General features: G+C 54.7%; 12 protein-coding genes. 11 read left to right on the plus strand and 1 reads right to left on the minus strand.

Features of this window, described 5'->3' with window-relative positions:
• Positions 1 to 7 precede the first annotated feature (7 nt).
• From amiB to hflC, 7 genes are all read left to right on the plus strand, one after another.
• Positions 8 to 1,342: an N-acetylmuramoyl-L-alanine amidase AmiB gene (amiB, locus tag B3B59_RS05670; protein ID WP_046886387.1), complete on the plus strand. Its 1,335-nt coding sequence runs from the start codon at positions 8 to 10 to the stop codon at positions 1,340 to 1,342.
• Between the two features lie 9 nt (positions 1,343 to 1,351).
• Positions 1,352 to 3,199, plus strand: a complete 1,848-nt coding sequence (mutL, locus tag B3B59_RS05675; protein ID WP_263616728.1) for a DNA mismatch repair endonuclease MutL — start codon at positions 1,352 to 1,354, stop codon at positions 3,197 to 3,199.
• Positions 3,192 to 4,142, plus strand: a complete 951-nt coding sequence (gene miaA / locus B3B59_RS05680) for a tRNA (adenosine(37)-N6)-dimethylallyltransferase MiaA (RefSeq protein WP_040077501.1) — start codon at positions 3,192 to 3,194, stop codon at positions 4,140 to 4,142. Before mutL ends, miaA begins: the two co-directional genes overlap by 8 nt.
• Positions 4,143 to 4,227: 85 nt before the next feature.
• Complete coding sequence (hfq, locus tag B3B59_RS05685) at positions 4,228 to 4,536, plus strand: RNA chaperone Hfq (RefSeq protein WP_032616179.1); 309 nt, start codon at positions 4,228 to 4,230, stop codon at positions 4,534 to 4,536.
• A gap of 77 nt (positions 4,537 to 4,613) precedes the next feature.
• On the plus strand, positions 4,614 to 5,894 hold the full coding sequence (hflX, locus tag B3B59_RS05690; RefSeq protein WP_040077500.1) for a ribosome rescue GTPase HflX: 1,281 nt from the start codon (positions 4,614 to 4,616) through the stop codon (positions 5,892 to 5,894).
• Positions 5,895 to 5,958: 64 nt separating this feature from the next.
• Positions 5,959 to 7,212 carry an FtsH protease activity modulator HflK gene (gene hflK / locus B3B59_RS05695; protein ID WP_046886389.1) on the plus strand — a complete coding sequence of 418 codons (1,254 nt, stop codon included), beginning with the start codon at positions 5,959 to 5,961 and terminating at the stop codon, positions 7,210 to 7,212.
• A 2-nt stretch (positions 7,213 to 7,214) separates the two neighbouring features.
• The gene (gene hflC / locus B3B59_RS05700; protein WP_046886390.1) at positions 7,215 to 8,213 is read left to right on the plus strand and encodes a protease modulator HflC; all 999 of its coding nucleotides are present in this window, start codon (positions 7,215 to 7,217) and stop codon (positions 8,211 to 8,213) included.
• 68 nt (positions 8,214 to 8,281) lie between these two features.
• Here hflC and B3B59_RS05705 read toward each other — a convergent pair whose 3' ends face one another.
• Complete coding sequence (locus tag B3B59_RS05705; RefSeq protein ID WP_286808339.1) at positions 8,282 to 8,590, minus strand: hypothetical protein; 309 nt, start codon at positions 8,588 to 8,590, stop codon at positions 8,282 to 8,284.
• 347 nt (positions 8,591 to 8,937) lie between these two features.
• On the opposite strand from B3B59_RS05705, the gene B3B59_RS05710 reads away from it, so the two are divergent.
• The 4 genes from B3B59_RS05710 to rlmB all read left to right on the plus strand — a co-directional run bounded on the left by B3B59_RS05710 (position 8,938) and on the right by rlmB (position 14,121).
• Positions 8,938 to 10,236, plus strand: coding sequence for an adenylosuccinate synthase (locus B3B59_RS05710; RefSeq protein WP_040077496.1), 1,299 nt, complete (start codon positions 8,938 to 8,940; stop codon positions 10,234 to 10,236).
• Between the two features lie 183 nt (positions 10,237 to 10,419).
• A complete protein-coding gene (gene nsrR, locus B3B59_RS05715; protein WP_040077495.1) occupies positions 10,420 to 10,845 on the plus strand; it encodes a nitric oxide-sensing transcriptional repressor NsrR in 426 nt (141 codons plus the stop codon).
• Between the two features lie 38 nt (positions 10,846 to 10,883).
• Entirely contained in the window at positions 10,884 to 13,325 is a 2,442-nt protein-coding gene (gene rnr / locus B3B59_RS05720; protein WP_040077494.1) for a ribonuclease R, read from the plus strand.
• A 64-nt stretch (positions 13,326 to 13,389) separates the two neighbouring features.
• The gene (rlmB, locus tag B3B59_RS05725; protein ID WP_023334255.1) at positions 13,390 to 14,121 is read left to right on the plus strand and encodes a 23S rRNA (guanosine(2251)-2'-O)-methyltransferase RlmB; all 732 of its coding nucleotides are present in this window, start codon (positions 13,390 to 13,392) and stop codon (positions 14,119 to 14,121) included.
• Positions 14,122 to 14,126 lie beyond the last annotated feature (5 nt).

Here is a 14,126-nt window from a genome sequence, read left to right on the forward strand (position 1 = left end):
TGACGGGATGTTTAATCGCGTTAAAAATTGGTTATTAGCAGCAACGGTATTGCTTTGTGCACAAGCCGGAGCGGCCACACTTTCGGATATTCAGGTGTCGAATGGCGATAGCCAGGCGCGGATTACCTTCAGTTTTATGGGCGATCCTGAATATGCTTTTTCACAGCCTGATAGCCGCAGCGTGGCGCTGGATATCAAACAGACGGGCGTGATTCAGGGGCTGCCGCTGCAATTCAGTGGTAACAATCTGGTGAAAACCATCCGTTCGGGAACACCGAAGGATGCCCAGTCGCTGAGGCTGGTGGTCGATCTTACGGAAAAGGGTAAAACCCAGGCGGTGAAGCAGCAGAACGGTGCGAACTACACCGTGGTCTTCACCATCAAAGCCGATACGCCGCCACCGCCACCACCGCCGGTTGTCGCGAAACGCGTGGAGACCCCCGCTTACACGCCACGGCCCGCAGAGCCTGCCCGTAACCCATTCAAATCGGGCAGCGATCGTATCACCACCGTGACCAGCAGTAATACCGCGACCCGGCCTGCGTCCAGTGCGCGTCGTGCCGTCACGGGCGATAAAGTGATTATTGCTATCGATGCCGGCCACGGTGGGCAGGATCCAGGGGCGATAGGCCCTGGCGGTACGCGTGAGAAAAACGTCACTATCGCTATTGCCCGTAAGCTGCGTACGCTGCTGAATAATGACCCGATGTTTAAAGGCGTGCTCACCCGTGACGGCGACTATTTCATCTCTGTGATGGGGCGCTCTGACGTGGCGCGTAAACAGAATGCGAACTTCCTGGTCTCTATTCATGCTGATGCCGCGCCAAACCGGAGTGCGACGGGGGCTTCGGTCTGGGTGTTGTCCAACCGTCGCGCCAACAGCGAAATGGCGAACTGGCTGGAAGAACATGAGAAACAGTCCGAGCTGTTAGGCGGGGCGGGCGATGTGCTGGCAAACAGCCAGTCCGATCCTTACCTTAGCCAGGCGGTTCTCGATTTACAGTTCGGCCATTCTCAGCGCGTCGGGTATGATGTGGCCACTAACGTACTGAGCCAGTTAGACGGTATCGGATCCCTGCACAAGCGTCGCCCTGAGCATGCGAGTCTGGGCGTACTGCGCTCGCCTGATATCCCTTCCATTCTTGTAGAGACCGGGTTTATCAGTAACAACGGCGAAGAGCGTCTGTTAGGCAGCGACAGTTATCAGCAGCAAATTGCCGAGGCGATTTATAACGGGCTGCGCAAGTATTTCGATGCCCATCCACTGCAGTCTGCGCCGCAGGGTGGTGTCGGACAGACCGCCAGTGCCGAACTACCGGGCGGGATAACCGCCACTAACTAAGGAGCATTCATGCCGATTCAGGTTCTGCCGCCGCAGCTTGCGAACCAAATCGCCGCCGGCGAGGTGGTAGAGCGCCCGGCATCGGTCGTGAAAGAGCTGGTTGAAAACAGCCTTGATGCGGGGGCCACCCGCATTGATATCGATATTGAACGCGGTGGGGCCAAGCTGATCCGCATTCGCGATAACGGCTGTGGCATCAAAAAAGAGGAGCTGGCGCTGGCGCTGGCGCGTCACGCCACCAGTAAAATTGCCTCGCTTGACGATCTTGAAGCCATAATCAGCCTCGGTTTTCGTGGTGAAGCACTGGCCAGTATCAGCTCCGTCTCCCGCTTAACGCTGACCTCACGTACGGCTGAGCAGCAAGAAGCCTGGCAAGCCTATGCGGAAGGACGCGACCAGGACGTGACGGTAAAGCCTGCGGCTCACCCGGTGGGGACCACGCTGGAAGTATTAGATCTCTTTTACAACACGCCGGCGCGTCGCAAGTTTATGCGCACTGAAAAAACCGAATTCAGCCATATCGATGAGGTCATTCGCCGCATCGCGCTGGCGCGTTTCGACGTGACTCTCAACCTAAGCCATAACGGTAAAGTGATGCGGCAATACCGCGCTGTCGCACAAGGCGGGCAGAAAGAGCGCCGTCTTGGTGCCATCTGCGGTACGCCATTCCTTGAACAGGCTCTGGCCATCGAATGGCAGCATGGGGATTTAACCCTGCGCGGCTGGGTGGCCGATCCTAAAGTAAGCAGCGCCGCGTTTGCCGAAATTCAGTACTGTTACGTCAATGGCCGTATGATGCGCGACCGGCTGATCAACCACGCCATCCGTCAGGCCTGCGAAGACAAGCTGGGCGCCGATCAGCAGCCTGCTTTTGTACTCTATCTGGAGATCGACCCACATCAGGTAGACGTCAACGTTCATCCCGCCAAACATGAAGTGCGTTTTCATCAATCCCGGCTGGTGCATGATTTTATCTATCAGGGCGTATTGAGCGTGCTGCAACAACAGGCCGAGCCTGCATTACCGTTGGCAGACGAGCCCGTTGCACCCCGTGCGATACCTGAAAACCGGGCCGCTGCAGGACGTAACCAATTCGCCGAGCCGGTGGTGGCCAAAGCGCCATCTGCACCGGGGTATGCGGCCAGCGACAAAGCGTCGCGCGCGACGGGAGCAAACTACCCGCATGCGCATACGGGATACCAGAAACAGCAGGGAGCCAATTATCGCAAGCTGTTGGAAACCCCACCGGTTGAAAGACGTAGCGCCGATGTCGCGCCGACGGCCGACACGCTGGAAGGACACAGCCAGAGTTTTGGCCGCGTGTTGACGATAGTCGCCCCGGATATCGCTCTTCTGGAGCGCGACGGTAAGCTGGCGTTGCTGGCACTGCCGGTGGCGGAGCGCTGGCTGAAACAGACGCAGTTAACCCCTGGCGAACATCGCGCCTGTGCGCAACCGCTATTAATCCCGGTGCGTTTAAAGATAACCCCGGAAGAAACCCGGGTATTACAGCGTTTCCAGCCCCTGTTGGCAGAAATGGGCATAGAAACGGCAGTAGAGGCCCAGCATGTGACCCTTCGCGCGGTGCCTTTACCCTTACGCCAACAAAATTTACAAAACTTGATTCCTGAACTGATAGGCTACCTGGCGCAGCAAACGACCTTTGATGCAGCCAATACGGCACAGTGGATCGCACGCCATCTGGCCAGCGATCATCCTGTGTGGAGTATGGCGCAGGCCATCACCGTGCTGGCGGAGGTAGAACGCCTCTGCCCGCATCTGGTGAAAGCGCCGCCGGGCGGTTTATTACAACCTGTTGATTTACAATCGGCGAAGAACGCCCTGAAAGATGAGTGATGTAAGTAAGACTGGCCTGCCTAAGGCGATTTTTTTGATGGGGCCTACGGCCTCAGGCAAGACGGCGTTAGCCATTGAGCTACGTAAAGTTTTGCCAGTAGAGTTGATCAGCGTGGATTCCGCCCTCATCTACAAAGGGATGGATATCGGCACGGCAAAGCCCAGCGCCGAGGAGCTGCGCGCGGCTCCACACCGTTTATTAGATATTCTTGACCCGGCCCTGGCGTACTCGGCGGCAGATTTCCGCCGCGATGCGCTGGCAGAGATGGCCAGGATCACCGAGGCGGGGCGCATTCCGCTTCTGGTGGGCGGAACTATGCTCTATTTCAAGGCGTTACTTGAAGGGTTATCGCCATTGCCGTCGGCAGACCCGGCGGTAAGAGCAAAGATTGAGCAGCAGGCAGCAGAGCAGGGATGGGGCGCGTTGCACCAACAACTGGAACAGATCGATCCGGTTGCTGCGGCACGTATTCATCCAAATGATCCGCAAAGGCTTTCCCGGGCACTGGAAGTTTTTTTCATTTCGGGTAAAACTTTAACGGAACTGACGCAAACGTCAGGAGAGGCTCTGCCGTATCAGGTGCATCAGTTCGCCATCGCCCCGGCGAGCCGTGAACTGCTCCATCAGCGAATTGAGCAGCGTTTTCATCAGATGTTAGCTTCAGGTTTTGAAGCAGAAGTGCGGGCGCTTTTTGCCCGTGGAGATTTGCATACGGACATGCCTTCCATTCGTTGTGTCGGTTATCGCCAGATGTGGTCATACATTGAAGGCGAAATATCTCATGATGAAATGGTTTATCGAGGTGTTTGCGCCACGAGACAGTTAGCGAAGCGCCAGATCACCTGGTTGCGCGGTTGGGAAGGTGTTCATTGGTTAGACAGTGAAAAACCGCAACAAGCGTTCAACGAAGTATTACAGGTTGTTGGTGCTATCACGGACTGAATGTGTACAATTGAGACGTATCGTGCGCAATTTTTCAGAGTCGCAAGATTCTAAGTACAAAACAAGCATATAAGGAAAAGATAGAATGGCTAAGGGGCAATCTTTACAAGACCCGTTCCTGAACGCACTGCGTCGTGAACGTGTTCCAGTTTCTATTTATTTGGTGAATGGTATTAAGCTGCAAGGTCAGATTGAGTCTTTCGATCAGTTCGTGATCCTGTTGAAAAACACGGTCAGCCAGATGGTCTATAAGCACGCGATTTCTACTGTTGTTCCGTCTCGTCCGGTATCTCATCACAGCAATAACGCAGGCGGCGGTTCCAGTAACTACCATCATGGCAGCAACGCGCAGGGTTCTTCAGCGCCTGCGCAGGACAGTGAAGAGACCGAATAAGGTTTCTGGCTGTTTTTTCCACGTCGGGGAGCCAGGTTTTCTGTGTTCCCCGCTGATCTTTTTTAAGGGGTTTACGCTTGTTTGACCGTTATGATGCCGGTGAGCAGGCGGTGCTGGTACACATCTATTTTTCGCAAGACAAAGATATGGAAGACCTCCAGGAGTTTGAATCTCTGGTCTCTTCCGCCGGTGTCGAAGCAATGCAGGTGATTACCGGTAGCCGTAAAGCGCCGCACCCAAAGTATTTTGTTGGTGAAGGTAAAGCAGTTGAGATTGCGGATGCCGTAAAAGCGACTGGTGCTTCAGTCGTGCTATTTGATCACGCCCTGACCCCAGCCCAGGAACGTAACCTGGAGCGCCTGTGCGAATGCCGTGTTATCGACCGTACAGGTTTGATTTTAGACATCTTTGCCCAACGTGCACGTACCCATGAAGGGAAATTGCAGGTTGAGCTGGCGCAGTTGCGCCACCTGGCCACGCGTCTGGTGCGCGGCTGGACACACCTTGAAAGACAGAAAGGCGGGATCGGTTTGCGTGGCCCGGGTGAAACCCAGCTCGAAACCGACCGTCGCTTATTGCGTGGCCGTATAACCCAGATCCTCTCACGGCTGGAAAGAGTCGAGAAGCAGCGTGAGCAGGGGCGACGTTCCCGAATGAAAGCCGATATCCCAACGGTTTCGCTTGTCGGTTATACCAACGCCGGTAAATCCACCCTGTTTAACCAGATCACCGAGGCCCAGGTTTACGCCGCAGACCAACTTTTTGCGACCCTGGACCCAACGCTGCGCCGCATTAACGTGGCGGATGTGGGGGAAACCGTACTGGCGGATACCGTAGGGTTTATCCGTCATTTGCCACACGACCTGGTGGCGGCGTTTAAAGCCACCCTGCAGGAGACGCGTCAGGCGACCCTGCTACTGCACATAATTGATGCTGCGGATGTCCGCGTGCAGGAAAACATCGATGCAGTTAATACCGTGCTTGAAGAGATAGACGCGCATGAGATCCCATCGCTGCTGGTGATGAATAAGATCGACATGCTGGATGACTTCGAGCCCCGTATTGACCGTGATGAAGAGAATAAGCCGATTCGGGTCTGGCTTTCAGCCCAGACCGGTGTTGGTGTGCCACTGCTTTTCCAGGCTTTAACAGAACGTCTCTCCGGTGAGGTGGCTCAGCATACGCTGCGCCTCCCGCCACAGGAAGGCCGACTGCGCAGCCGTTTTTATCAGCTTCAGGCGATAGAAAAAGAGTGGATGGAGGATGACGGCAGCGTGGGGATGCAGGTGCGTATGCCGATCGTTGACTGGCGTCGCCTCTGCAAACAAGAACCTGCGCTGGTGGACTACGTCGTCTGACCAGAAAAGGTTTACACAAGGCCTGAAAAAATTCGCCCTTGCATAACAAATATGGAGCATATACATGGCGTGGAATCAGCCCGGTAATAACGGACAAGACCGCGACCCGTGGGGAAGCAGCAATAATCAAGGCGGCAACTCTGGGGGAAATGGCAACAAAGGTGGTCGCGAGCAGGGGCCGCCGGATCTGGATGATATCTTCCGCAAGCTGAGCAAAAAGCTCGGTGGTCTTGGCGGCGGTAAAGGCACTGGCGGCGGTACTGGTCAGGGGCCGCGTCCTCATATGGGTGGCCGTGTGGTCGGGATTGTTGCCGCCGCTGCGGTAATCATCTGGGCAGCCAGCGGGTTCTACACCATTAAAGAAGCGGAGCGTGGCGTGGTTACCCGTTTTGGTAAGTTCAGCCATCTGGTTGAGCCGGGCCTGAACTGGAAACCCACCTTTATTGATAACGTCACTGCGGTGAACGTTGAATCGGTGCGTGAGCTGGCAGCCTCTGGCGTGATGCTGACGTCTGACGAAAACGTGGTGCGCGTTGAGATGAACGTGCAGTACCGCGTGACCGATCCGAAGAACTACCTGTTTAGCGTCACCAGCCCCGACGACAGTCTGCGTCAGGCGACCGACAGCGCTCTGCGTGGCGTTATCGGTAAATACACCATGGACCGCATTCTGACCGAAGGTCGTACCGTTATTCGTAGCGATACCCAGCGTGAGCTGGAAGAGACCATCCGTCCTTACAACATGGGTATCACCCTGCTGGACGTCAACTTCCAGGCTGCGCGTCCGCCGGAAGAGGTGAAAGCGGCGTTTGACGATGCGATTGCCGCTCGTGAAAACGAACAGCAGTACATCCGTGAGGCTGAAGCGTACACCAACGAAGTTCAGCCGCGTGCTAACGGCCAGGCACAGCGTATTCTGGAAGAGGCTCGCGCGTACAAGACCCAGACCATCCTTGAAGCTCAGGGTGAAGTGGCTCGTTTCGCGAAGATTCTGCCGGAGTATAAAGCTGCACCGGAAATTACCCGTGAGCGTCTCTATATTGAGACCATGGAGAAAGTGCTGAGCCATACCCGTAAAGTGCTGGTTAATGATAACAAAGGTGGCAACCTGATGGTTCTGCCGCTGGATCAGATGCTGAAGGGCGGTAACGCGCCTGCGGCGAAAGATAGCAATAGCGGTGCAAACAGCATGCTACGTCTGCCACCGTCTTCATCAGGTAATTCCAGTGCGAATACAACCTCTACGAACGAGGGTGACATCATGGACCAACGCCGCGCTAACGCGCAGCGTAACGACTACCAGCGTCAGGGGGAATAACGATGCGTAAGTCAGTTATTGCGATCATTGTCATCGTGCTGGTCGTGCTTTATACCTCTATCTTCGTCGTGAAAGAGGGCGAGCGTGGGATCAAGTTCCAGTTCAGCAGCGTTGTGCGCGACGGCGACAAAAAGCCGCTGATCTATGAGCCAGGTCTGCACTTCAAGGTGCCTTTCATTCAGTCCGTTAAGACGCTTGATGCGCGTATCCAGACCATGGATAACCAGGCCGATCGCTTCGTGACGAAAGAGAAAAAAGACCTGATCGTTGATTCCTATATCAAATGGCGTATCAGCGACTTCAGTCGTTACTTCCTGGCCACCGGCGGCGGCGACGTCTCCCAGGCGGAAGTGCTGCTGAAACGTAAGTTCTCTGACCGTCTGCGTTCTGAGATTGGTCGTCTGGATGTGAAAGACATCGTGACCGACTCCCGTGGTCGTTTGACCTCGGAAGTGCGCGATGCGCTGAACTCCGGCTCTGCAGGCACCGAAGACGAGGTAGAAACCCCGGCGGCGGATGACGCAATTGCCAAAGCCGCTGAGCGTGTTCAGGCTGAAACCAACGGCAATGTGCCGGTGATCAACCCGAACAGTATGGCTGCGCTGGGTATCGAGGTGGTGGATGTGCGTATTAAGCAGATCAACCTGCCGACCGAAGTCTCTGAGGCTATCTACAACCGTATGCGTGCTGAGCGTGAAGCGGTCGCCCGTCGTCACCGTTCACAGGGTCAGGAAGAGGCTGAAAAGCTGCGCGCAGCCGCAGACTATGAAGTCACCAAAACCCTGGCTGAAGCAGAACGTCAGGGCCGTATTCAGCGTGGTGAAGGCGATGCCGAAGCGGCGAAGCTGTTTGCGGATGCGTTTAGTCAGGATCCAGACTTCTACGCCTTTATCCGTAGCCTGCGTGCTTACGAAAACAGCTTTAAGAGCAACCAGGACGTTATGGTTCTGAGCCCGGATAGCGATTTCTTCCGGTATATGAAATCACCGGCTGCAAACTAACAGGTTCAGCAGCTGATGAAATAAAAATGGCGCCTCATTGAGGCGCCATTTTTGCTTAAGGTTAAATTTTAAGCGGTAGTGCTAACGTTAGCTCTGAAGAGCTTAGTGAAGAAAGAACCTGTTTTAGGCAGTGCAGACAACGAAGTTTCGATAAAACCGCCAATGGTTGAACCCAGAGACGTTCCCACTTCTGTACCCAGATCCGGCGCAAAAATACCCAGATTGACTCTACCGATCAGCGGCAGATCAACATTGAGCATATCGCTGGCCGTTGACCACAATGCGGTGCCAAATTGCCCGCCCAGCGTTGCCAGACCATCCTGCAGCCAGCCTGCGCCGCTAACGAGTTCGAGCTCAATTACGGTTAATTCTTTCATGATAATCATCCTAATTATGTTGTTATTACGCGACCCTCCGGTTGCGCATGAGGGATGGTGACAACTTTTAAAATATCCAGCAATACGATGAGATTATGAATTTTATTTCACATCTTGAATCACATATTCCGGCGGTCACAGATGAAATAGCCGTACAGAGATGCAGGACAATACGATGCGCCTGAGTCTGACTAGTGATCAAAGCCAGCTGATTACACAACATATTGAGGTAATCGTTTAACTCTCTGCAAATCGGCCCATATCGCCGAAATTTGTATACAAAAAAAGCTGAACATCAACAAAACCGATGGTAGAATCCATTTTTAAGCAAACGGTGATTTTGAAAAATGGGTAACAACGTCGTCGTACTGGGCACCCAATGGGGTGACGAAGGTAAAGGGAAGATCGTTGATCTCCTGACTGAACGCGCTAAATATGTTGTACGCTACCAGGGCGGTCACAACGCAGGTCATACTCTCGTAATCAACGGTGAAAAAACCGTCCTCCATCTTATTCCATCAGGCATTCTTCGTGACAATGTGACCAGCATCATCGGTAACGGTGTTGTGCTGTCTCCTGCTGCCCTGATGAAAGAGATGAAAGGCCTGGAAGACCGTGGTATCCCGGTGCGTGAGCGCCTTCTCCTCTCTGAAGCATGTCCGCTGATCCTCGACTATCATGTCGCGCTGGATGTGGCACGTGAGAAAGCACGTGGTGCGAAAGCGATTGGTACTACTGGTCGTGGTATCGGCCCAGCCTACGAAGACAAAGTAGCCCGTCGCGGTCTGCGCGTTGGCGACCTGTTCGACAAAGCCACCTTCGCTGAAAAGCTGAAAGAGGTGATGGAATATCACAACTTCCAGCTGGTGAATTTCTATAAAGCTGACGCCGTTGACTACCAGAAAGTGCTCGACGACGTGATGGCGATTGCCGACATCCTGACCGGTATGGTTGTTGATGTCTCCGATCTGCTGGATCAGGCGCGTAAACGTGGCGACTTCGTAATGTTCGAAGGCGCACAGGGTACGCTGCTGGATATCGACCACGGTACCTATCCGTACGTCACCTCCTCTAACACCACCGCAGGTGGCGTGGCGACCGGTTCTGGCCTGGGTCCGCGTTATGTGGATTACGTTCTGGGGATCATCAAAGCTTACTCCACTCGCGTGGGTGCAGGTCCGTTCCCGACCGAGCTGTTTGATGAAACCGGCGAGTTCCTTTGCAAGCAGGGTAACGAATTTGGCGCGACCACTGGTCGTCGTCGTCGGACCGGCTGGCTGGACGCTGTTGCAGTGCGTCGTGCAGTACAGATCAACTCCCTGTCTGGCTTCTGCCTGACCAAACTGGACGTCCTGGACGGCCTGAAAGAGGTTAAAATCTGTGTGGGCTACCGCATGCCAGATGGCCGCGAAGTGACCACCACGCCGCTGGCGGCAGATGACTGGGAAGGCATTGAGCCAATTTACGAAACCATGCCGGGCTGGTCCGAAACCACCTTCGGCGTGAAAGAGCGTAGCGGCCTGCCACAAGCAGCGCTGGACTACATCAAGCGTATTGAAGAACTGACCGAAGTGCCGATCGATATTATCTCTACCGGCCCGGATCGTAGTGAAACGATGATTCTGCGCGATCCGTTCGACGCATAAGACGCGTTTCTGCAAGCCTGTTGGGTAACCTGCAGGCTTGCAACCCCGGTTTTTGTCCTCTCTTTCCCGCTTTTCACCCCGCTTCAGTTTAAATAAATTAGCCGCTTACCATCTGGCTGGTTTATCATCAATAGTGAATATCTCTGCGGTTATACCGCGTTTTGCCCTTTTCCTGAGGTTGATGTGCAGTTAACAAGTTTCACCGATTACGGATTACGTGCGCTGATCTATATGGCGTCATTACCCGAAGGACAGATGACCAGTATCTCTGAGGTGACAGAGGTCTACGGCGTGTCCCGTAATCATATGGTCAAAATAATCAATCAACTTAGCCGTGCCGGATATGTTGCTGCCGTCCGCGGGAAAAATGGCGGGATCCGCCTCGGCAAACCGGCACAGAGTATTCGTGTTGGAGATGTGGTACGAGAGCTGGAACCCTTGTCGCTGGTGAACTGCAGCAGCGCGTTCTGCCATATCACACCCGCTTGTCGCCTGAAACAGGCGCTTTCTACGGCCGTGCAAAGTTTTCTCAAGGAACTGGATAACTATACGCTGGCCGATTTGGTTGAAGAGAATCAACCGCTTTATAAATTATTGCTGGTGGAATGAAGAGAATATCCACCGGAGATGACAACGGAGGAACCGAAATGTCACAAGATCCTTTCCAGGAACGCGAAGCCGAAAAATACGCGAATCCTATCCCCAGCCGCGAGTTCATCATTGAACACTTAACTAAACGCGAAAAACCCGCCAATCGTGAAGAACTTGCCGTTGAACTCAATATTGAAGGTGAAGAACAAATAGAAGCCCTTCGCCGCCGCCTGCGCGCCATGGAGCGTGACGGTCAACTGGTCTTTACGCGGCGCCAGTGCTACGCACTGCCTGAACGTCTCGATCTGCTGAAAGGGGTGGTGATTGGCCACCGCGACGGCTTCGGGTTCCTGCGCGTTGAAGGCCGCAAAGATGATCTCTATCTCTCATCTGAACAGATGAAGATGTGTATTCATGGCGATCAAATCCTGGCGCAACCGCTGGGTGCAGACCGTAAAGGCCGCCGGGAAGCGCGCGTAGTGCGCGTGCTGGTACCAAAAACCAGTCAGATCGTAGGTCGTTACTTTACCGATGCGGGCGTGGGCTTTGTCGTACCCGATGACAGCCGCCTGAGCTTTGACATTCTGATCCCGCCGGAAGAGGTGATGGGCGCGCGCATGGGCTTTGTGGTGGTGGTTGAACTCACCCAGCGTCCAACCCGCCGTACCAAAGCGGTAGGTAAAATTGTTGAAGTGCTGGGCGATAACATGGGTACCGGCATGGCCGTTGATATGGCGCTGCGCACCCATGAGATCCCTTACGTCTGGCCAACCGCCGTTGAAGAGCAGATCAAAGACCTGAAAGAACAGGTGCCAGAAGAGGCCAAGGCTGGACGCGTCGATCTGCGCGACCTGCCGCTGGTCACTATCGATGGTGAAGATGCCCGCGACTTCGATGATGCCGTCTACTGTGAGAAAAAACGGGGTGGCGGCTGGCGTTTATGGGTCGCTATCGCGGACGTAAGCTACTACGTCCGGCCGAATACGCCACTGGATAACGAAGCGCGTGGCCGCGGTACGTCGGTCTATTTCCCGTCGCAAGTGGTGCCGATGCTGCCGGAAGTCCTCTCAAACGGTCTCTGCTCGCTGAACCCGCAGGTTGACCGGCTGTGCATGGTCTGTGAGATGACCATCTCCACGAAGGGGCGCCTGACAGGCTACAAATTCTACGAAGCGGTGATGAGCTCGCACGCACGTCTGACCTACACCAAGGTCTGGCATATGCTGCAGGGCGACCAGGAGCTGCGCCAGCAGTACGCGCCGCTGGTGAAGCATATTGAAGAGCTTCATAACCTCTATAAAACCCTGGATCAGGCTCGTGAAGAGCGCGGCGGTATCTCATTTGAAAGTGAAGAAGCTAAATTCATCTTCAATGCCGAGCGCCGTATCGAGCGTATTGAGCAGACTCAGCGTAACGATGCGCACAAACTGATTGAAGAGTGCATGATCCTCGCTAACATCTCGGCTGCACGTTTTGTTGAGAAAGCGAAAGAGCCTGCGCTGTTCCGAATTCATGATAAGCCAACGACGGAAGCGATCACCTCTTTCCGTACCGTGCTGGCAGAGCTGGGCCTTGAGCTGCCGGGCGGCAATAAACCAGAGCCGCGCGATTATGCGGAACTGCTTGAATCCATCAGCGATCGTCCGGATGCCGAGATGCTGCAAACCATGCTGCTGCGCTCGATGAAACAGGCGATCTACGACCCAGAAAACCGGGGACACTTCGGCCTGGCGCTGCAGTCATATGCGCACTTCACCTCGCCGATTCGCCGTTATCCGGATCTTTCGCTACACCGCGCCATTAAGTATCTGCTGGCGCAGGAGCAGGGTCACAAAGGCAAGACCACTGAAACCGGTGGCTATCACTATTCCCTGGAAGAGATGCTGCAGCTTGGGCAGCACTGTTCTATGACGGAGCGCCGTGCCGATGAAGCGACCCGTGAGGTCTCTGACTGGCTGAAATGTGATTTCATGCTGGATCAGGTGGGCAACGTCTTTAAAGGGGTAATTGCCAGCGTGACTGGCTTTGGCTTCTTTGTCCGACTGGATGAGCTGTTCATTGATGGCTTGGTGCATGTCTCCAGTCTGGACAATGACTACTACCGTTTCGATCAGGTAGGCCAGCGTTTGATTGGCGAATCCGGCGGCCAGACCTATCGCCTTGGCGATCGCGTTGAAGTGAAAGTTGAAGCCGTTAATATGGACGAGCGTAAAATCGACTTCAGCTTGATCTCCAGCGAACGTGCGCCACGCAATGTGGGTAAAACCGAGCGTGAGAAGGCGAAAAAAGGCGGAAATGGTAAGGCAGGCGGTAAACGCCGTCAGGCCGGTAAGCGTGTGAATTTCGAGCCTGATAGTGCCTTCCGTGGTGAGAAAAAACAGAAGCCAAAAGCGGCAAAGAAAGAGGCGCGCTCAGAGAAGAAGCCTTCCGCGAAGACGCAGAAAATAGCTGCTGCGACCAAAGCGAAGCGCGCAGCGAAGAAAAAGCAGGCGGAGTAATATTCCCCTCATCCTGACCCTCTCCCTCTGCGGAGAGGGGAAATGTACATTACGAGAACCATCAATGAGTGAAATGATTTACGGCATCCACGCGGTGCAAGCCCTGCTGGAGCGCGCACCGGAGCGTTTTCAGGAAGTTTTTATTCTGAAAGGACGTGAAGATAAACGTCTGATGCCGCTGATTCATGCCCTGGAAGCACAGGGCGTGGTGATCCAGCTGGCGAACCGTCAGTTCCTGGATGAGAAAAGCGAGGGTGCGGTGCATCAGGGCATTATCGCCCGCGTGAAACCGGGTCGGCAGTATCAGGAGAACGATCTGCCGGATCTGATCGCCGAGCTGGATAATCCGTTCTTCCTGATCCTCGATGGCGTAACCGATCCCCATAACCTGGGCGCTTGCCTGCGTAGTGCCGATGCGGCGGGCGTGCATGCGGTGATCGTTCCCAAAGATCGTTCAGCACAGTTGAACGCCACGGCCAAGAAAGTAGCCTGTGGCGCGGCTGAGAATGTGCCGCTGATCCGCGTAACCAACCTTGCACGCACCATGCGTCTGCTGCAGGAAGAGAACATCTGGATCGTGGGCACTGCCGGTGAAGCCGACCATACGCTCTATCAGAGCAAAATGACGGGCCGTCTGGCGCTGGTGATGGGTGCAGAAGGGGAAGGCATGCGCCGTTTAACGCGCGAGCATTGCGATGAGCTGATCAGCATTCCGATGGCGGGTAGCGTGTCGTCACTGAACGTCTCCGTTGCGACGGGCATCTGCCTGTTTGAAGCGGTACGTCAACGCGGGTAATAAAC

The sequence above is a fragment of the Leclercia sp. UBA2479 genome (genome assembly GCF_002341985.1).
In the GTDB taxonomy this organism is placed as follows: domain Bacteria; phylum Pseudomonadota; class Gammaproteobacteria; order Enterobacterales; family Enterobacteriaceae; genus Enterobacter; species Enterobacter pneumoniae.